This is a genomic window from Aureibacillus halotolerans, assembly GCF_004363045.1.
In the GTDB taxonomy this organism is placed as follows: Bacteria; Bacillota; Bacilli; order Bacillales; family DSM-28697; genus Aureibacillus; species Aureibacillus halotolerans.
In genome coordinates this window covers 50421-69280 of record NZ_SNYJ01000022.1, presented here as the reverse complement: position 1 = coordinate 69280, position 18860 = coordinate 50421, and the positions used below count along the sequence as shown (strand labels likewise).

24 protein-coding genes are annotated in these 18860 nt (G+C 41.3%); 2 read left to right on the top strand and 22 right to left on the bottom strand.

From position 1 onward, the window contains the following. The first annotated feature begins 127 nt into the window (after window positions 1–127). Entirely contained in the window at window positions 128–526 is a 399-nt protein-coding gene (locus EV213_RS18285; RefSeq protein ID WP_133582013.1) for a hypothetical protein, read from the top strand. Between the two features lie 1144 nt (window positions 527–1670). Here EV213_RS18285 and EV213_RS18280 read toward each other — a convergent pair. The 5 genes from EV213_RS18280 to EV213_RS18255 form a co-directional block, all read right to left on the bottom strand. Continuing rightward, entirely contained in the window at window positions 1671–2765 is a 1095-nt protein-coding gene (locus EV213_RS18280; RefSeq protein WP_133582012.1) for a HigA family addiction module antitoxin, read from the bottom strand. Next, entirely contained in the window at window positions 2758–3096 is a 339-nt protein-coding gene (locus EV213_RS18275; protein WP_133582011.1) for a type II toxin-antitoxin system RelE/ParE family toxin, read from the bottom strand. The genes EV213_RS18280 and EV213_RS18275 overlap by 8 nt, the downstream gene beginning before the upstream one ends. 121 nt (window positions 3097–3217) lie before the next feature. Further along, window positions 3218–3454 carry a hypothetical protein gene (locus tag EV213_RS18270; protein WP_133582010.1) on the bottom strand — a complete coding sequence of 79 codons (237 nt, stop codon included), beginning with the start codon at window positions 3452–3454 and terminating at the stop codon, window positions 3218–3220. Window positions 3455–3827: 373 nt separating this feature from the next. After that, a complete protein-coding gene (locus tag EV213_RS18260; protein ID WP_133582008.1) occupies window positions 3828–5234 on the bottom strand; it encodes an SEC-C domain-containing protein in 1407 nt (468 codons plus the stop codon). Window positions 5235–5732: 498 nt separating this feature from the next. Then, window positions 5733–6413: a hypothetical protein gene (locus EV213_RS18255; RefSeq protein ID WP_133582007.1), complete on the bottom strand. Its 681-nt coding sequence runs from the start codon at window positions 6411–6413 to the stop codon at window positions 5733–5735. 121 nt (window positions 6414–6534) lie between these two features. Here EV213_RS18255 and EV213_RS18250 point away from each other — a divergent pair, with 121 nt between their 5' ends. Continuing rightward, window positions 6535–6813, top strand: a complete 279-nt coding sequence (locus tag EV213_RS18250) for a hypothetical protein (protein ID WP_133582006.1) — start codon at window positions 6535–6537, stop codon at window positions 6811–6813. 54 nt (window positions 6814–6867) lie between these two features. Here the strand turns inward: EV213_RS18250 and EV213_RS18245 are convergent, their stop codons facing one another. The 17 genes from EV213_RS18245 to EV213_RS18175 form a co-directional block, all read right to left on the bottom strand. Next, complete coding sequence (locus tag EV213_RS18245; protein WP_243740262.1) at window positions 6868–7158, bottom strand: holin; 291 nt, start codon at window positions 7156–7158, stop codon at window positions 6868–6870. Window positions 7159–7170: 12 nt separating this feature from the next. Beyond that, window positions 7171–8454: a glucosaminidase domain-containing protein gene (locus EV213_RS18240; protein ID WP_133582005.1), complete on the bottom strand. Its 1284-nt coding sequence runs from the start codon at window positions 8452–8454 to the stop codon at window positions 7171–7173. Window positions 8455–8459: 5 nt separating this feature from the next. Continuing rightward, complete coding sequence (locus tag EV213_RS18235; RefSeq protein WP_133582004.1) at window positions 8460–8915, bottom strand: hypothetical protein; 456 nt, start codon at window positions 8913–8915, stop codon at window positions 8460–8462. 74 nt (window positions 8916–8989) lie between these two features. Continuing rightward, window positions 8990–9283, bottom strand: coding sequence for a hypothetical protein (locus EV213_RS18230; protein WP_133582003.1), 294 nt, complete (start codon window positions 9281–9283; stop codon window positions 8990–8992). Between the two features lie 62 nt (window positions 9284–9345). Then, a complete protein-coding gene (locus EV213_RS20900) occupies window positions 9346–9483 on the bottom strand; it encodes a CD1375 family protein (RefSeq protein WP_166639406.1) in 138 nt (45 codons plus the stop codon). Window positions 9484–9547: 64 nt separating this feature from the next. After that, window positions 9548–9685: a CD1375 family protein gene (locus tag EV213_RS20895; protein WP_166639405.1), complete on the bottom strand. Its 138-nt coding sequence runs from the start codon at window positions 9683–9685 to the stop codon at window positions 9548–9550. After that, window positions 9672–10013 carry a hypothetical protein gene (locus EV213_RS18225; protein WP_133582002.1) on the bottom strand — a complete coding sequence of 114 codons (342 nt, stop codon included), beginning with the start codon at window positions 10011–10013 and terminating at the stop codon, window positions 9672–9674. The genes EV213_RS20895 and EV213_RS18225 overlap by 14 nt, the downstream gene beginning before the upstream one ends. A 13-nt stretch (window positions 10014–10026) precedes the next feature. Further along, complete coding sequence (locus EV213_RS18220) at window positions 10027–11268, bottom strand: outer membrane protein assembly factor BamB family protein (protein ID WP_133582001.1); 1242 nt, start codon at window positions 11266–11268, stop codon at window positions 10027–10029. A 17-nt stretch (window positions 11269–11285) separates the two neighbouring features. Beyond that, window positions 11286–11795 (bottom strand): collagen-like domain-containing protein, encoded by a 510-nt coding sequence (locus EV213_RS21255; protein ID WP_133582000.1) that lies wholly within the window; start codon window positions 11793–11795, stop codon window positions 11286–11288. A 4-nt stretch (window positions 11796–11799) separates the two neighbouring features. Next, window positions 11800–12096, bottom strand: a complete 297-nt coding sequence (locus EV213_RS18210) for a hypothetical protein (RefSeq protein ID WP_133581999.1) — start codon at window positions 12094–12096, stop codon at window positions 11800–11802. Window positions 12097–12098: 2 nt separating this feature from the next. Continuing rightward, a complete protein-coding gene (locus tag EV213_RS18205) occupies window positions 12099–12653 on the bottom strand; it encodes a putative phage tail protein (RefSeq protein WP_208112782.1) in 555 nt (184 codons plus the stop codon). After that, complete coding sequence (locus tag EV213_RS18200; RefSeq protein ID WP_133581998.1) at window positions 12643–13680, bottom strand: baseplate J/gp47 family protein; 1038 nt, start codon at window positions 13678–13680, stop codon at window positions 12643–12645. The genes EV213_RS18205 and EV213_RS18200 overlap by 11 nt, the downstream gene beginning before the upstream one ends. After that, the gene (locus tag EV213_RS18195; protein WP_133581997.1) at window positions 13673–14086 is read right to left on the bottom strand and encodes a DUF2634 domain-containing protein; all 414 of its coding nucleotides are present in this window, start codon (window positions 14084–14086) and stop codon (window positions 13673–13675) included. The genes EV213_RS18200 and EV213_RS18195 overlap by 8 nt, the downstream gene beginning before the upstream one ends. Beyond that, a complete protein-coding gene (locus EV213_RS18190; protein WP_133581996.1) occupies window positions 14083–14415 on the bottom strand; it encodes a DUF2577 family protein in 333 nt (110 codons plus the stop codon). The genes EV213_RS18195 and EV213_RS18190 overlap by 4 nt, the downstream gene beginning before the upstream one ends. Beyond that, on the bottom strand, window positions 14412–15395 hold the full coding sequence (locus tag EV213_RS18185) for an XkdQ/YqbQ family protein (protein ID WP_133581995.1): 984 nt from the start codon (window positions 15393–15395) through the stop codon (window positions 14412–14414). Before EV213_RS18185 ends, EV213_RS18190 begins: the two co-directional genes overlap by 4 nt. Then, window positions 15392–16027 carry a LysM peptidoglycan-binding domain-containing protein gene (locus EV213_RS18180; RefSeq protein WP_133581994.1) on the bottom strand — a complete coding sequence of 212 codons (636 nt, stop codon included), beginning with the start codon at window positions 16025–16027 and terminating at the stop codon, window positions 15392–15394. Before EV213_RS18180 ends, EV213_RS18185 begins: the two co-directional genes overlap by 4 nt. An 11-nt stretch (window positions 16028–16038) precedes the next feature. Further along, on the bottom strand, window positions 16039–18843 hold the full coding sequence (locus tag EV213_RS18175) for a phage tail tape measure protein (protein ID WP_133581993.1): 2805 nt from the start codon (window positions 18841–18843) through the stop codon (window positions 16039–16041). Window positions 18844–18860: the final 17 nt, after the last annotated feature.

Here is an 18860-nt window from a genome sequence, read left to right as displayed (position 1 = left end):
GACAGATCGCCTTTCGTTCAGGTTCTCCTTTTTTTGCTTTACCCGCGATGAATAGAGAACAGAATTTTATGAAATTATTTATGCAACATTAGTGAACTAATTTATAGATTTTTAGGAGCGTTCATGAGTGAAAACAAAATTATCTATTATTCTTTTGACACTGTCAATTCTTACTGCGTGCATCCCTTTTGGTTCTGACACATACTATTACAATGGTCTTTTCGGTGAAAACAATACCTACGAGGTAGATTTAAAACTTTACAAATCTGCAAATCCAGATTTCAAAAAAAGTAGTAGCATCTTAGTAACTTTAAAAGAGAATATAGAAATCCAAAAGGATATTTCTCTTTCTTTTAACAAAGACTTGGATCCCATAAAACTTATAACAAATAAAGAGACTATAATCGAAAATACTACTATACCGGAAGAGGCATTTGGAGAGATATATGCTACTATTACGATTAATCAAGACCAGAAGATTGAACTAGAAAGGTATGAATTTAAAAGAGGATATTTTCGCCCATAAGATGACAGAGTGAACCAATTTACGGTTCACTTCTTTTTAGTTGTCCATTTCTTTTTTTGAATAGCACACATATTCCTGTACTCGAAACATCAAACCTACAGCTCTTGTGGAGCCACGTTCGTATACAACAAGAAACTAATGCATCGGGATCTTTTAAAAATGAGGGATGTGTTTTAGCTACGCTGAAAGGGAAGGAATAAATAGTTAGAAGTTACAACTATCGAAAAAAAGAGGTGTTACAATGACAGCGGTACCGAGAGCAGAGGTTGTTTTGACCTAATTCTTATTCGTCATTGCATTAGGCGTTTATTGTCGCATTTTTATTGATCCTGAAGCATTCCATGATCTCTGCATTTGTCAGTTTGGCTGTAAGAATTATTCTCACTTTTTAAACAGTCTGCGAACAATTAAAATCACAATTTGCGTCTCTTAAAAAAACTAAAAAAATATGGCACCAAAAGTTGTGAGACCTTCGGTGCCATCCTCTTTATATTAGAGCAGTTTAAGCTTTTTCAAGGAAAAACGTGACCTATATGTGACCCTTTCCTTGAGTATGATGATGAAAAAACACTGAAACCCTTGGACACCAAGGGTTTCTTAGTGTTTTATTACATCATGCCGCCCATACAATAGAAGAGTCTTGATGTTATTCATTACATTTCGCTCCGGAAAAAATGCCCCAATTTAATGCTTATTCTCATTTCTCGATTTTCGCAAACATACGTTCTTTTTCGAGATTTTCGTGATATTTATGTGATATTTTAAATTATCACACTGATTATCACATTGAAGCTTCGTACCTTAGGGTTTAACGCCCTGAAGATATGAGTTGTGATGAGTAATTAGCAGCCGTATTTCTTACGTTCATATGTTCCGTGTGATAAATAGGATATATGAAGATATTTAAGCTAATTAAAGAAGCGCGTTAAAGGCGGTCAAGTTGATCATTAATCAAATAGAACCTAATGGGTTATTAACTATTTGTGGTCAATGCGTGGTCATAACATCAAAAAAGGCTCCCATTTGGGGGTCTTTAAATTATTTCTTTTGAGCAAGATGCCAACCATTATAACGCTTGCTCTTGTCTAACTATGATACCGACCCCTGAACACGAAAAAATGAGTGCCGATCTTTCGAACGAGACTCATTTTTTCCATTCATATCTTTCTTTTAATTTGTTCAAGTGACTATAAGGAAGGATCTTGTCTCTTTGCAGCCTTCCAACAACTATTCCTGGGTGAATTCCGATTTGATCCGCAAATTTAGTTACTTTTTCTGCACTAAGTGTTGTATTTGAATTCGTAAATTTATCGTACTTATCCTCTGGAATTAAAATATCTGCTGAAAATTTATTTGCTTCCTGTTCGTTCTCGTCATCCTCATAGTTGGCATTACCTTCTACAAAAGTACTCTTTTTATTATGCAACAACACATGGCCAGCTTCATGAAAAAATGTAAACCAAAGATGATCGTTTGTTTTGTGACGTGCACTAAGAACTATCATGGCCTTATCTTTATTTAACCACTTTGTAGCACCACTTAATCTAGTTCCTTTCAATTCAGGCAAAAACACCACTGCAACGCCTGCTGATGCACAACTCTCAACTATTTTCGGTATGAAAATATCAGGATTTTTCTCTTTAGTTAGCCCTCTTATTTGCTCAATTATTTTTCTGAAATCACCGGATTTATAAGGAGAACAATCAATTTTATGTGCCTCTATCTCTGCTTTTCTCAAATAAGCAATAACAGCGTATTTATCAGCTTTTAAAGCGGTTGATTTCCTGAAAGAAACTTGAGGCTCCCAAAAGCTTTCCCAAGATGTGACTGAAGCAACACCAAAGAATTCAAAAAGCTCTTCTACTTGGTTAAAATCATTTTCTTTATGTTTAATCCATCCATTTCTTATCATTTCTTTTATGGGAAATTCATCCAAAAAATCGACCGAATTTTTTAGGTTCTTTTTGTCTTCCTCTTTCGCTAACAATTCTCTGTAATCTTTTTCTAAATTATTCCACAAGGAAGCCGGGACCCCTAGTACACGTTCAAACTGAAGAGCTGTATCTGGAGTTATTTTTGTCTTCCCTTTAATAATCTCATTTATCGTTTTAACCGGTCTTCCTGTTCTTTTTGCTAATTCCACCTGGGTTATATCTAATTCTTCGATGGTCTCAAGCAATGTTTCACCAGGGGGGATAATAAAGTCAGCTTCGCAATCGTACACCTTTTCGTCAATCATGGTAATCCCTCACCTCTAATAATAATATGTCAGTAATTTTAGCCGTGTCGAATCCCCCATCTTCTTTTAAAGGTACGGGATCGTGATATGGCTCAAAAATTAAACGAAATGGATGTTTTAAATCTACTGCGAACTGATTATCTCGATTCCCTTTCAACTGATGACACCTAGCTCCAGGTAAAGTAAATAAAACTTCCAAAGAGTCTGCAGCTTTAATTTGATTAATTCTTATCTGCAACTTCTTAGCATTATATGTTCCCCATTCCCTGTCCATCTTACTCTTATCCGAGCATATTTTTTTCATCTTTTTGCTTTTAAATTTGAAATCCATGAAATGCTCCTTTGACAAAAGAATTAACAGAAAGGGTTAAAGAACTATTGTCATAGTAACACAAATATGTATTGATCGACAAACAATTGTGTTAATAGCTTAAGGGGCCCTCCGCACAAAATCACCACCATGCTTCCGGTTCTTTATGTGGGTTCTCTTTTACCTTATAAATGAGTTTCACGCCATTTCGTGATTTGCAGCATATCTTCTTTTCTTGTTCTAGGCTAACGAGCCAAGGAATTAATTCATCGACAGACTGTCCCATTTTCGGCTCTAAGAGTTCTGCTGGTACAACATCGTGATACCGAAACATATTTCGTAAAATAACTCTCAGCTTTCGTTCTTGGTCGCTAAGCATATGACTTTTGACTCCCTAATATAGATTCCTTTTTAAATGTGCGCTGTTGCTGTCGAGCATAGCAAAGTGCCCGTATATGAGTTTCAGTCTGAGCCAGAACTTTAATGCGCCTTTTGGACAAGGAACCGTCTGCTGCCATGTAAATGATAGTCGCGTTATCTCCTATTTGCATTTGATCCCCTCCGAGAACGTTTGTTCTTATTATATGCGAATATGCGTTCGGTTACAAGGTGTGATTTTATGGTGAATTCATATTTGGTTAGGTGGCCTATCGTGGAGATAAAGAATTTCTTATCAAAAACTACTCAGAAATGGTAGACTTCATTAAACAACCTTTATCAAATAAGACCACCAACCAAAATGGCTGATGATCTTATATATCTGAATAATTCGTGTAGTGAAAATGTCTCAATTTTTTACTGCAGCATTCTTTGTATGTCACTCCAGAATTGCATGGGCAATCTTGACTAGGTCCAGTCATTTTATTTAAATGATAGTGCAATCTAAATTGATTATTTAAATTCACTCTACGAGTATCAACTACTGCATTTTCCTCGAGTGCTACTCTTTGGATTTGCTGTTGCATTCTTAGTGTGGTTTTGATGGTTTCAAGTGCATAATCCAAAGGAGAATCTTCATTATTTTCAATAGCGCTTTCATATATTCTTTCGACATCGATATTACCAAACAATGCAATGTCGCTATATGAACGCCATAAATGCGAACTATTATTTCTTATAAAGTATTCTAATACTATTTCTCTCAAATCTGATGGAACAGAATACAGCCCCGAGACTGAAATTCCGGTTTTCCAATCTACAAAATCTGTTGGTCTATATTCCGCTATTGGCATTTTAGTAAATATATCAGTTTCAAATGCGTTAAACCGCTCAAAAATCTTTTTGCTAATCCTCTTTCCGGTAGGATTTTGAACGAATATCGGTGGAACTGACGGATTAGAAAAGTTCAATGGATCAAACCATCCTTTTACACCGTAATCAACTATTTCCCCGAATCTAAGATTCCTAAATAACTGATGTATGTTTCTAATAATGATTACACCATCAACATTTTCAAAATTAGAATCAGCGGAAAATGATTTTTTAGTAAATAGCCCGCTATTTGGGTTGATCAAGGCACTTAAAGGTTCATTGATATAGTCGTCCCATATTATAAACAAAATACAAAGATCATCAACGTATTCGTTATTTTTCTTATGATCTTTAAATTTTTCATTTGCACTGTGTAAATAGTCTTTTACTTTAAGAGATAATGGATTAATGATCTTCCCGTGGTTTTTCACAGATGAATAATCCTTATAATCTAAATGAGAAGTAATTTGTAAACCAGTCTGTCTATTGTCATTAAATTCAAATAGACTTGCTGTTTTAACTTCAATTGAAATGTACCTCTCCTGAAGAATACCCCTAAACTCTGGATTTTTACCTTTATTTTTTCTTGGCTCTAACTCAATAGAATGCTCTTTTGCGATTGAAGAGAATTTTCTTAAAACTCCAACCTCACCTAAGATTTGAATCATTTGTTCAAAGTGCTTTTTCTTTATTTTACTGATCCAATCTATTGTTTTTGAAGAATAACCTGGGATTTTCTCCTCAATCTCAAATAAAGCATTTACCAGGTTACTTATAAACGGGTGTTGCTCCCCTCTCATCAAAAAAGGATAAACGTACAGTGAAAATTGCAATGCGTGTTGTCTTTGTTGATTGGAGTAATCAGGTATTTTCCCCTTAAGGTATTCAAGTATATCGTCTTTATTCACAGTGCCACTCCTAATACCAAAGCTTATATTCTGACAAATAATAACATTTAATTCGATCATTTTCAACAAAAACATTCTAAATAAAAGAATAATCAGAGTGCACAACATTTAGAATATACTCTCTCTCATTATTGCTTTTTCTTTCTTGTTCCAACGAGTCTGAATGTATGCAGCGCGCTCCTCTGCTAGAGGATTTGTGAAGAACATGGCTACTATAGAGGATTTAGAGGAATTAAAAGAATTAATTAGAGAGCGCGAACTACACTTGGGAGAGTGAGCCGCGCTTTTTTTATGATTATTTTTATTTAGTTAGACCTTCTGTTATTTAATTGCCTCAAAAAATAGCCCAACCCCTGCATGTCAGAATAGCACCGCCCCGTAATCTTACGGAGATTTGAATATCTCAATCACGAAGATGTGTAAACAGAATCAAAAAGGCTCCTAGAAATTCCAGGAGCCAATATACTACTCGTATTTTATTTTTCTTTTTATCAAATATTAATTAGACTTTTCTCTAACAGTTTCATCATAATCTTTAAAAGCTTTAAAGCCCAATTCAAAGCCTTTTACAGCGACACCTAATAGGTGATACCCTTTAATGCGAAAGGTTGCATACTGGCCATTTATTATTGAAACTTTTGCACGTGGATTTAGAGTATTAACCCAAGTAGATATTGGAGAAAGACTGTTAACATCAATATCAGTAATACTATCAAACCAGATACCATTCGAATACATATTTTTTGTGGTGTATGCAAAATCAACCCTTAATACTGTATTCGCAGGATGGTTAAAAATACCGTCATCGTCAAATAAAAGGAAGTGATCATCATCTATACGACTGATACTTGAATTTGAAACATCTTGTTGGACAGAGTCGCTAATACTTTTCGATTCATTATTTACTTCAATATCAGCTTGAGGTTTACTTGCCTGTTCATCAAGAAATTCTTCCAAATCTTCAAAACTATCAAACTCCAATAATTTCACATCGTTTGGTAGATCATCACCTGTAACAACTTCATCAAAACCATATTTCTTTGCCACCTTATCAGCAGATTCTTTAACTGCTTGCATTTCTAGAGCATTTAAGGAATCCGCAGAAGCGACATTTACGAGAGGGGAAAAAGCGACAAATGATAGAACAACTGACAACATAATCAACATAATTTTCTTCATCTTTCGAATCATCACCTTTCAAGTAAGTTAACCTTATTGTATAATACGAGTTAATAGATTTAAAGACCAAAATGGAATAAATACCATATTTAGCACTTTAGAACCATGTCAGGAGGGAACTATGACATTAGTAAAAAACAAACGACTAACTCTTATAATTGTGAGTATATTACTTGTGTTTGGTACTTCATTTACTGATTTAGGCTACTACATGAATGATAATCAATACAACACATTTACTCGTGATTATGGGTTTCCAGCAGCTTGGCTTATTTTAAGTTCAGATTACGAATACCGATCTTTAAATATCTTAGGATTATTATTTAATTTTGCTTTTTTCTACTTAATACTGCTTCTCATCCATAAGCTATTTACTACTATCTTTGGGGGTAAGAGTTAAGCTAATGAGCGCTAACATCATATAATTTAATGATGTCAACGCTCATTTTTATTTTTACTTTGTAGTTCCTTCTCGCTTGTTAATTGTCTCGAACAGTCCTGTGCCTGCAAACCCTGCAACAGCCCCGACCCACAACCTCACAGAAAGCTCAAGGTCTGTAAAGGGGAACGATAGGAAAGCCACGATTAACCCGACACCCAATGCGATGACTGGAAGCAAATTCTTCCGCACAGGAAAGCTCTTCTTTATTCCTTGCACAACTAGCGTCACTGCCAGAGCAACAAAAGCAATGTAAGCCCCTTCGACTCCTGTAAAATCCACGAACTGATTCATGATTTCATTCATTTCTCATCACTCCTACAAGTATTTAGGCAGCTCAGAGAGCGCCCATGATTTTTTACCGGCGTTGTCGCTGTTGATCAAACTGGCGAGGTACTGGACTTGGTTGACGTTCAGATAACCATCGATATACTGCTCTGCCCATCTTGCGCCACCACCGCCGATTTCAATGAGACTCTTCAAATAATCAAACTGGTTCGTGTTGATTTCTTTGCTCCCCTGGACGTTAAAAAAAGCACAGAGCTTTTTGTACGCCCATGTGCCGCTTTCGGTTTCTAATATTGATGCCCAGTATTCAATTTCGTTGCCATCTTTATTCGAAATATCGTTGATGGGCAACACCTTATGATCCAGCACAGCCCTAAAATCAAAGCACGGACACTGTTTCCACGAATACCCTGGCAGCTCATTGTGACCTAGTGTGTCCGTGTAATTCGGCAAATCTTGTTTAAGTGCAGTCACAAGCAACCTAAGTGACGCCTCCTGTGCAGCAGTAGGCTCCTGTGTGCGGAAATCCCCTGTCAAACAGATGCCTAGCGATTGAAGATTGCTGTCACCAACGTGGTAGGAAAGGATACCAGGGTCGTGGCACCAGACAATCTCCCCATCTTGCTCAATCACAAAATGATAAGCGATGGCTGGCCAGCCGTGATACTCCACATGATACTTTGCATAAGCCTTCGCGCTCCCGGTTTTAGTAAGACTGTGGTGGATGGCAATGTATTTCTTGCTGGCAATGCCGTGGTTGTCATAAGTCTCCCAACTATGATGCGGAAGAGTTGTCCGGGCATCGGTCAGGTTACTGATACGCTCAAATTTGTACATCATGTCACGCTCCCCATCGTATTGTGTAAGGTCGTACTGCTCAATTATGCGATTTAATTTGGTTGGATACTCAACGTCAGTGGCGTAACCAGCTGCCTTAACTGCTGCAGTCGCACGCTTATAGCCCCTCTCTCCGATTACTGCAGCATAGCGATTGTGTGACTCCCAACCAGTGCCGTGAGTGTATTTATGGCAGAGGTCTTTCACGCAGCCCTCAAGTGTTGGATAGGCTCTAAAATCCGCATAAATGTAATAGACCTCGCCGTTTGCCTTATGCTCGGCTGTGCGCTTGCGATGAACCTCGCCCTCCCACCCAGCACCTACTTTGATGCCGAATAGGTTGTTAGCCTGTACAGCAAGCACTGACTCGCCCCAAGCACTCTCCAGGATCCCTTGGGCAACAATAAGAGACGGCAGGACATTAGATGCCCTCCCGTGTTTGATTGCATATGGCGCTAGTTCCTCAATAAATGACAAGCTGCTCACATCCTTGTAAGAAATTCATAAACCAAATACAAAAAGCTAGAGCCACCAACAGCCCACCCCGTAACCTTACCGATATTCTTCCATAGCTCTTTTTGGCGGTATTCAAGGCGCTTCTCTTGTTGGCGTTTAAGGTAGATTTCATTTTCGTATTCTGTTTTATCTTTCGCCATGTTGTGGTCCAGTAACTTCTGCATCATGGACCGTGACTCATTTCCCTGACTAAGAACGGTCGTCTGGACTTCCAAGAGCTGTTTTTGCATTTCCGCATCCTTCGTCTGACGCTCCATACGGTCTTTCTCTAACGATGCGCTGAGATCGCTGTAATTTTGTTCGACCGCGGAAAGACGTTCCTCATGATTATTAATCACATCTCTCATTGCCGCTTCCTCCACTTCTACCGCCTCCTTCTCTGTATTGTCGGGCGGTTGTGCCCCCTGATGCCGTTCTGTCAATTTGTTCACCCTTTAGGAATTAATGTTTTTGAGATATGAGACAACAAAAAAGACGCCCGTAGGCGCCTTAACAGTTATGACTGAATTTCTTTATGCTCTTGCTCCCAATAACGGAAGTGGGAGAAATTCGGCTCAACTTCTACATAGACAACTTTTTTCATATTCAAGCTGCCTTCTGAAGCTGATTGCTCGTACTCATGATAGACGTTTTTGACTTTGAAAACTGCACGTTCATACTCTTCGTTCACATACGTTTTTATCACGATATGCTCGCCAACACAAGGCAGACGGTTGGCTCCGATATCATCGAACAACTCCAAAACTTTTCCATTGTCATTATGCTCTGGCATTATGACACGTAATATCATATGAACTCCCCCTTTCCTGCACATTCGACAGTGTTAGAGGGATTCCTTCCTTTATTTTACACTTAATCCACGGGCTGACCGTTTTCGTCGAGTCCCATGCTGTTAAGCTCTGTCTTAACCGCATTTTTAAGACCATCCGGAACCTGCTCATACGTGCGACGACCTGCGATAACAAGAGTAGCGTATACAACAACAAACATTTGACCATCTCCTTTTAATATTAGTAGGCATAAAAAATACGCCAGTTTTAGGCGTTGGATAAAGCTATTCATTGACTCGTGCGGCTACTTCTTCTCTGATTGTGCCTGGAACAATTGGAACGGTGTCACTCTCCGTCAGACTCCTACGGTCATTTTTGACGAGAGCGACATACGCCTTAATAAGTGGGTTAGACTGTGCCATTTGGATCACCTCCTTCAGGTGGTGCCTGGTTGGCCAGAATCATTTCGTAGATCGTGGCCATCATCTCGAAATTGTCGAGTTGGTTAGCCTCTAGGTCGGCTTTCAAAGCATCAATTTCTTTATTGAGTTTTTCAGTTTCATTGAGAGGGCGTTCGACATATTTGTAATATGGTTGACCTTGTTCATTGATATAAAGAACTGGTTCTTTACCTTCACGGTGTTCTGGTTTGGGTAGTTCTGCTACTTCTACTCCTTCCTTTCGTTGTGCTTCTGTCGGTTGAAAGGTCTCTAGTATGACTCTTCCAAACTCATCTGGAATTAAAATCATCAATCTCACTCCTTTAGCCAGTTATCATAACTCCATCAAAAAACTTCTCGATTTGTCTTCCGCTTCCGCCTTGGACATCGGTGTAAACAAAATGATCCTTATCTACTGCCACAAAATTGCTGGTATTGGAGTTCGAATATCCCTTTCTCGACCATATCAAACCGCCATCTGAGTCTATTTTTTCTACACTCTTCCCAGGAGACGCTATAAAAATAAATCCTTCTTGATCAATGTCGATTCGTGGATACACAGAGGCAGCATTTACACTCCATAAAACTTCTCCTGATTGATTTATTTTAATAATCTCTCCCAAATTTGCAATAACGTAAAAATGTTTTTGGTCTAAAGACAACACAACCTCAGTCACTCTTGCTTCACTATAAAGATATTTATCTCTTCTGCCGGCTGGCGTGAGCTTTATGAGTGTATCATTTCTTGTACCGATGTAAACATAGCCCTCGTTGTCAACATCGATGCAATCAATCGATCTGCTTCTTTCGTTTGACGCATAATTAAAATATGCCCACACAAGCGTGCCGTCACTGCTTAATTTTTGACAATATCCGTCCTGGTCTCCTGCATAGACATTTCCGTATATATCTACCGCAAGTGCCCAAACGTAAATTGCTCTAGGCCAAGTGTATTCCCACACTAGATTGCCATCATTATCAAATTTGTAAACTGTTTGATGCCCTACGGCGTATACAATATTATTTTGATCAACATAGATTTTCCCGCCGAAACTAACATTTGCATTAACTGTCCAGATCTCTTTCCCGGATTTATCAAATTTTTTAATTGATTTTCCTACAATAGCAAAAACATTGCTTTGATCATCAGTATCAACCATGCTCACATCATCAGATTGCAAAGGAATCTCCCATTGCGAAGTAAGATATTTTACATTCTGGGTTCTTATGTTATCTCCAATACTATAATCGCCCACTTCAATCGCTTGCACAGCTTCCGACAATTCTTGAAATGTAGATACCCCATCCCCATCCGCATCAGCCGCCACACTCTCTTTGTCAGCAATGCTGGCAGCCAACATCTTTTTCCCATCACTGACAGATGACTTTACCGCATCAAGCTCAGTTCTAAGTTCTCCAACAGCAACTTCCGAATTATTACTCTTGCTATCTACATAATCCTTGATTGTCGTACCATCGCTATTAAAAACCACATCGCTTGTCGTATGAGGATGATACACATTCGCTTGATCATCCTCAATTCTGATTTTACGAGTTTCAGCCAAAACCGTTCACCTCCTACCTATACTAACTTCTTGAAGAACATTTTAACGGTCGATGCGCTTGCGTAATCTGCGCCATAACGCACTTGGTCGCCATCAATGCCGTCAGCTCCTGCTGGACCTCTCAGACCTTGTGGGCCAGTATTACCTGTGTCACCCTTTGGTCCTTGGTCGCCTTGTAGCCCTCTTGGTCCTTGGATCCCTGTATCGCCTTTAGGTCCAGTGGGACCAGACGCTCCATTGTCACCCTTGGGACCTGTAGCTCCTGTTGCGCCACGTAACCCCTGTTCACCTTGCGAACCTGTTGCTCCGACGTCACCTGTATCTCCTTTTGGTCCAGCAGGACCCGCAGGACCTCGTTCACCTTGTGGCCCCTGTGCGCCCTCTTGTAGGACAAGTCCCTCCAGATAGGTTTGGAGGTCTGTGCCATCCGCAAGCAAAACAGCCCTACCCTCCGTTTCAGGTACTACGGTTTCAAGTACCTCCCCTGTGTTTTCATCAAGCAGCTGGATTTGTATAATGTTTGCCATCGTCTCATTCCTCCTTCTTTTTTATGCCCATTGTTGGACTTACTCTCATAGTGCTACTATCTCCACCATTGCCAATTGGCTGCTTGTCGGTCACATTAAAATAAAATGCCCCGGGCTCCCTGTCTGCTACTGCAGGTGGGTTGTCGGTGACTTGGATTTTTGCATCAATTTTTTGATTCAGTCCTGCTTCGACTTCCGCAACTCCCGAATCAATTTGATCATAGTTTTCATTAAAACGAGCACGTTGGACGTATTCATTACCTTCGAATTTCTTAACTTTTAATCGTTCAGTCTCTGCCATGATTAGCCTCCTTCGTAGGTTTCAAATTCTGTCCAGTCTAGGGAAAGGGCGTCTAGTCCATCAAATGCAAGACTATAAGCATCCATGCTATCCCATGTTGTGTAAATAAATTCGAAAGATAAGGCAAGGTGTGCAGGAATGATTTCACGTAAAGCATTTTTACAATCTTCAAGATTCGTAGGTACGCCTAAAGTTCCCACAAATTTGATAGTGATTTCATAGACTGTATATTTTTCTTCTACATCCACCTCTCCGGTATACGCTTCAGCCACATTTTTAACTAATCCAATGGTGGTCGTTCCGGATCCCCTGAGCTTCGATTTAATTACGGAACGCCTTTCTCGATTTGTAGCTGTCTTTGATGGGGTAATGGATAACCCTTTCTCCCACTGTGCCAGCCCCCATGTGGCTGAATCCACAAAAAATTGATCCAAGACACTATTTATATCTTTTTGTATTATTTCAAGCCCATCTGCTTGCGAATCTAATAGATTGTTGAATTCTCTTGACGTCTCGTAGAATTGAGGTAGAGAGGCAGCCATTTGATCACGCTTCACTCACGACCACCTGCCCCACTGAAGGTATTTCATCTTCCGCAAGGAGAATGTTATTTTCTGCCCCATTCAGCGTGTAGTTCACGTAATCAAAAACACTTTCGGTGTTAAGGATTCGCGCTCCGAATTTAGCAATACGGACAACGTTTTCGGTAAATGCCATCTGTTTTATAAAGTCCTGGAACTCAATAGTTATCTCCTCAACCGCCTGCTCAATTGTAAAATTACTCATGATTTGGACGGATACAGTTAGGTCGATGGGTTTCGTACGTGCTGGGACAACTGTCAGATGTGCTCCTACGGGTGCCTCTCCTTCGCCCATACCTGGGACAGGGTCGATGTATTCCTGTACCTCCTGCACAAGCTCAGGCGTTGGTGGTTCGTTGTTGCTATCAATCAGAACCGCCTTCACTGTGCCTGGACCATCCCAAAGAGGAAAGATACGAACACCTCCAACACCTGCGACATCCTTTGCCCATTGTTCGTATTGATATTTGTTTCCACTCGTGATTGGTCTGCTGCGACGTAGATGATATTCCTGTTTCAATGCCTCATCCGTCTGCTCATTTGTGCCCGGTATAAGGACTTCACCGATGGTTGTTTGCTCAAGTCCAGGAATCGTATTGACCGGAATCAATTCGCCCTCAACGTCATTTCCAACAGTTCCTGCAGTTTCACATTCGAGCCTTACCGATAACCCACCTGAGATCACAACAAAATAAAGCCCTTCAACAAAAAAACGTTCATCCACCTCTACCGAAATGTTGAACGTTGCTTCTCGTATAGATGGCGTGGCTTCTTTTCGGTATACGCCAAGCTCACCTGTGCGTTTCTCAAGCCATTCACCATGACTGGTTTGATAGAATCCGAGGTCAAGGACACTCCGAAGGTCAATGTACTCCTGAGCGAGTTGTGCAGCTGTAGGAGCCAAAGCATCATATATGATCGACCCCTCACGCTTATCTACATCGCCAGGTACACGATCCAGTAATTCCTGCAGGATATTCTCAAACGTCCGATCTTCAAACATTGCCAATCACCTCCTGTTGCTCGATCAGTCCCTCAACTGTGTCTACTTTAAAATTAACTATCAGAGTGTCATCCTGAATGGTCACGTTAAAGTCATACACGCGCTCAATGCGATCATCATAAATTAATGCTTCTGTGATCATCCGCTCTGTCTCCGACCGAATATAGCCGTCGGTGTGCCCTTGGCCTAAAAGAGTATGCGTCTCACAACCAGTGTCAGAAGAATAAATGTCGTGGGCGTAACGCTTTGTCAGGATGGCTTTACGGATAAACTGTTGGATGGCTTCCCTGCCTGTTATTTTCCCCTTTACACGACCATCGCTAAAATCTAGCGCGTACGTCCGTAACGTTTCTTGCTCATTTTCATTCAGCGCTTCAGGCTGAGGCATTTGTGTTTCAGGAATCATGCTGTCACCGCCTTATCCACCACGAAAAAGGATTGTCCGCCGTTGTAAACGATGACGGCCACTTTGTCACCGACTTTAAGGCCCTCTCTTGTGACGGTCGCTGTGTGCGTGTGATTCCCATGGGTTGCAATATTTGTTGGCTCGACATCAGCCGTATAAACTTTTTCAATTAAATCCTCGGCAACAAGGACAGCGCCTGCAGGTGTGTAATTCTTTGGACCAAACTCGACAACGACAGGACCTACACTTTTAACGGTGCCGACCTTCAATGTCGTTGGGCTAGATTCAGCCATTGCTTTCATCGCTATATTGGTTATCTGCTGCTTCAAAAACCCACCTCCGGCAATTCATCTGTATACGTGAGAGTAAGGTCCATGCTGTGATAGTTCCCTTTAAAAAAGTGCGCGTCCTGGTCCACATAGAAACGGCTCTTGATGCCCAAATCTTCCACGTTGATCTGAACAGCACCGCCACTTATAATGTCAGGAATACCAAGCGCTGTGAGCTCAAAGGAGCGTTTCTCCTGCGCCATTTTCTTGAGCATGGTCTTTGCCCTTGTCCTTATCTGCGCCTCATTTATGTCATCCACTACGCTCTCGTAGTGCTGCAGGACGCCCCATTTCTTTTGCAGGTCCTTGTTTTCTTCAACAACGACGATTCTCTTTTCTTCCTCGATCGTTCTCACATACTTCACACGATTAGCCGCTTCCTCAATCGATGTTGAATAACTGTAATGAGTAATGTTCCCACCAGTTTCGATAACCCACATCTCTGCAGGTTGGCTGCGTTTGATTAATTGGACTTTACCGCCTTGATCAAATAAATAAAAACGCTGGCCGTTTTGCTTGAACGTAGTATCCAGCGCCCTGAGAACAATGTCATACAATGGCCGCTCTTCTTGTACTAGCGATTTAATGACATAGCCTGTATCTGCGACGGACCCTATTTTCAAAGAAAAATCCTTACAGATTCGTGTAAGGATGGCAGATGCTTTTTGATTTTCAAATGTGTACGTATCGCTGTTGTTGATCAAGTAATACATCTGATCATAAGCGATCATTGTGACAATGCCCTGCTCGTTCACCTCGTAGCGAAACACGTAACCTCGGAACAATTGCTTCTTCTTCCATGAAAACGTTACAGGGCTTCCGCTAGCCACTTGTATGAGCTCACCATATAAACTATCGCCTCTTAAAGTAACTTTGAGTTGCCTCGGCGCCTGAAACTTGCGTCCTGACCAATCAACTTCCTGCACCGTTCCACTTAAATCGAGTTGCTGACCGTTATTGTTTATAAGTAGCCCAATCATGATGGCAACTTCAATTTCTGCGCAGGTTGGATGGTGTAGGGCGCTTTTATATTGTTGAGCTTAGCGATTTCCCCATAACGATCACCTGAGCCAAGCTCTTTTTTTGCAATCCTCCAAAGCGAGTCACCCTTAGCAACCGTATAAGTCTTGCCTGATTTTTTGGTATCAGGACGACCACTCGACTTTTTGCCTTTGCCCTTGGCATCTGTCTTGATTTTTTTCGCTTTCACAAACCTGTATTCTTTGAGCTCTAACGTGTAATACAAGTCGCCGACCTCTCCACCCTTTTCGTAGTAATTAAATGACTGGATGGATACGGCATAGTTTATTGGCGTGTTCGTAATGATGAACCTGATTGGCTCTGTGCTGTCTTTCCATCGCTCAATTGTATTTACTATCTCCCACGGTCGAACGACCGCAGGAACGTTACAAAGCGGACTCCATTTGGACGGAAAAAAAGACTCAAACGAAAACGTTTTGAGCCTTGGGTCCTGTATGATCGTTGTCTCCCCTAGCCCGCTAATCTGCACGGATTCATCTTGCGAATCGTTGCCTAGATCAATTTGACCTGGGAGGACAGGAATTTGTATTGCTTCGGAGTTATTTCTGAAAGACAGGTGGAATTCGTACATTTAATCACCTCTTATAACGCATATGTGCCGTTGCCTGAAACACCGTCCTCGTCCTCAAGCAACTTGGCAATCTTTTTCATTAGTCGATTTTCGTCCGCTTCTTGATAAATGTGCATGTCACCAGTGAAGGTGACAGATTTATTCCCAGAGCGCCCTGTCCCACTTCCACGACCAGAAGCCATTGTACGGATTAGATTGGCTTCCTCTTCAGGTAGAACTGTTTCCCCCTTATGAAGAATGGCTCTGTAACCATCAAAAGGAATGTTCGAAATGCCGTTAGCATGGCTACCGTCAGCTTGGCTTGTAAACACGCCCATGATGCCACTACCCATGTTTGACACAGTGTTTGTAACATTATTTTTTACGGTGTTGATACTAGCTGCGAAATTATCAGCTTTTGCTTTTGCACTGGCAAACGAATTTTGAACATCGATACCCAACTTTGCGCCCCATGCCTGAAATGACTGGCTAAGTGAAGCAAAAACTGAGTCTGCAGCAGGCTTGATCATGTCGATAATTGCCGCAATGCCTGGCGGCAGGGTTGTGAACTGACGAATCACTGCGTCTACAGCTTTAGATGCCTCGGCTCTGAACGCAGCAGACGCTTCTGCCATTGCTCTTCTCTCAGCTTCGGTGTAGGTTCTGATCTTACCGAGTTCTTCTTTAGCCTTGTCTGAGCCAAAGCCAAACCATCCACCGATCGATGCACCTACGCCTCCAAGCCATTTCTGAGCATCGCGCTTTACATTTTGGAAACCTTTGCCTACATCTTTTGAGAAATCTTTGACTGCATCAACAGCCTTTCCAATTTGCATATGCTCTCCTAAAGCCACAATGCCTTTCCCTGCCCAACGACCTGCAAAATCGCCAAGAAAGCCTCCTGCAATTGCTCCGACTGGACCTAATAAAGCTCCTAATGCTGCACCACCTACAGCTCCGATACCACCGCCAATAGCTGCACCTTTACCTCCGGCTGATTTGGCACCAGCAAATTCTGATGCTGTAAAAAGTAGATTTAATCCTGGTATTCTTTTAGCCACACCCTTCACGCCTGACAACATGCCTTTGCCTGAACCGCCTGCGCCTGGTAGGATACCCATACCGCCACCAAAGCCTCCACCTTTTCCTCCACCACTCTTAGGAGGCTTATTTTTCGGCTTAGTGCCTGGCTTTTGATTTTGTGGAGTAGCGTATTTCCATGAATTTTTATTGGCAAGGCGGTTGTTACGTGCCTTATTGCGAGCAGTGGTTCCATTAAATCTATCGCGCGTACCCTGTCCCAGTTTTTTTGCTCCTCGGCCTACGCCTCTTCCAAATTTCTTTCCTGCTCCGAAGACCATCCCCGCCGGACCTTTAAATTTCTGTAAGGCGTACAATCCCCCTAACGATACAGCAAGTCCTAATGCAATTTTTGATACTATTCCGAAGTTCTCAGCAGTGAATTGCATTGCCGGTATCAAGGTGTTGGTTGCCAGATTTGCTAAATCAGCCATCCCTTCAGATACATTTTGCATTGCCTCTTGCCCTTTTGGACTCGAAAGCCACCCATTAAACTTTTCCATTGCAGGTGCTGTGGCTTGAAGCATGCTATTTCCTGCTTGCTGAACCATCATTTCGCCACTTCTTTGAGCTCTCACAAACGCAGTTGCTGGATCGTCTTTAGACTGCTTATACTGTTGGGCGAACATGCCGCCATACTGCGCTTCCTGCCCTAATCCTTTTGCCATGGCCATGACAGGTGCGCCTAAATCTTCAAACTGTGTCCCCATTAATTCGGTTGCAAGTTTTTGTCTAGTCGTTTCGTTCTTGATATTAGAAAGATCTCTTGCAAGGGTTACAAGCCCTTCCATACCGCTAACTTTTCCGGACCCCAGCCCTGTTAGATATTGTTGGGCATCCGATTTCCCCATAACTTTTTCTAAAGCTGCTCTTTGGTCGTCTGTCATTTCGTAACTACGAATTCCAAATTCACGAACAGAATCAGCTATCAAATCGTAATTCCAAGCGCCCGCCTTTGAACCTGCGACTAAACCAGATGCGAGGTTTTCTTCTGGTATTTTTAATTTTTGGAACGTACTTGCATATTCAGTCATGGTGTCTAACAAATCGTCCGCTTTATCCCCTGCATTTTTGTTAATGTAGGTAAACATGTCAGCGAATTCTTTTGAACCCGTTTTCATTGTGCTATTCATCGTTGAAAATGATCTGTCGAATTCGGATGCGTCTTTTTGAAACAGTTGAGCCATTTGGCTATTTGTTTTTACTGCAGATAAAAGAGTTTTACCTTCTAGTTCTGTTTGCTGTGAAAGATTTACATAAGATTGTGCCACTTCGTCACGGCTAGTTCCTGCCATGCCTTGATAATAGATAGAGTCAATCTGTTGTCCTGCTATGCCTTTATCCATACCAGTTAACGCACTAACCCTAGCGTTAACTTTTCCCGTGCTTAGACCTGCGCCAATGGCAGCACCACCTGAAATACCTACCCCAGCTGCTGCTCCAATTGCAAAAGTACCCATTGTATCTAATCTTCGTTCTAAAGCATCTAATTTCGGACTAACCGCATCTCTCAATTTTACAGTTGCGGTCGCTGTCATCCCGTTCAATCTTTTAATAGCTCCGTATACGTTTTGAACTGGCTTACTTGCGCGATCGTTCACACTCAATTTCGGTCTAACGTGCATGCGCCCAAATCGTTCTAATTCGTTTCTGCTTTTATTGACAGATTGATCAAATGTTTTCACTCGACGTGTCATCGTTCTAAAAGGATGACTCATTTTGTCCCTAGCTGAGAATATCGCTTCAAACGTCGCCACTAAACCACCTTCTTCCC

Coding starts and splice junctions, on each gene's coding strand:
- EV213_RS18230 (WP_133582003.1), bottom strand. CDS start 9,283: ATGATATTACGTGTCATAATGCCAGAGCATAATGACAATGGAAAAGTT.
- EV213_RS18185 (WP_133581995.1), bottom strand. CDS start 15,395: ATGATTGGGCTACTTATAAACAATAACGGTCAGCAACTCGATTTAAGT.
- EV213_RS21255 (WP_133582000.1), bottom strand. CDS start 11,795: ATGGCAAACATTATACAAATCCAGCTGCTTGATGAAAACACAGGGGAG.
- EV213_RS18210 (WP_133581999.1), bottom strand. CDS start 12,096: ATGGCAGAGACTGAACGATTAAAAGTTAAGAAATTCGAAGGTAATGAA.
- EV213_RS18270 (WP_133582010.1), bottom strand. CDS start 3,454: ATGCTTAGCGACCAAGAACGAAAGCTGAGAGTTATTTTACGAAATATG.
- EV213_RS20895 (WP_166639405.1), bottom strand. CDS start 9,685: ATGGCACAGTCTAACCCACTTATTAAGGCGTATGTCGCTCTCGTCAAA.
- EV213_RS18180 (WP_133581994.1), bottom strand. CDS start 16,027: ATGTACGAATTCCACCTGTCTTTCAGAAATAACTCCGAAGCAATACAA.
- EV213_RS18275 (WP_133582011.1), bottom strand. CDS start 3,096: ATGGATTTCAAATTTAAAAGCAAAAAGATGAAAAAAATATGCTCGGAT.
- EV213_RS18225 (WP_133582002.1), bottom strand. CDS start 10,013: ATGATTTTAATTCCAGATGAGTTTGGAAGAGTCATACTAGAGACCTTT.
- EV213_RS18195 (WP_133581997.1), bottom strand. CDS start 14,086: ATGATTCCTGAAACACAAATGCCTCAGCCTGAAGCGCTGAATGAAAAT.
- EV213_RS18200 (WP_133581998.1), bottom strand. CDS start 13,680: ATGTTTGAAGATCGGACGTTTGAGAATATCCTGCAGGAATTACTGGAT.
- EV213_RS18250 (WP_133582006.1), top strand. CDS start 6,535: ATGACATTAGTAAAAAACAAACGACTAACTCTTATAATTGTGAGTATA.
- EV213_RS18255 (WP_133582007.1), bottom strand. CDS start 6,413: ATGAAGAAAATTATGTTGATTATGTTGTCAGTTGTTCTATCATTTGTC.
- EV213_RS18280 (WP_133582012.1), bottom strand. CDS start 2,765: ATGATTGACGAAAAGGTGTACGATTGCGAAGCTGACTTTATTATCCCC.
- EV213_RS20900 (WP_166639406.1), bottom strand. CDS start 9,483: ATGTTTGTTGTTGTATACGCTACTCTTGTTATCGCAGGTCGTCGCACG.
- EV213_RS18245 (WP_243740262.1), bottom strand. CDS start 7,158: ATGAATGAAATCATGAATCAGTTCGTGGATTTTACAGGAGTCGAAGGG.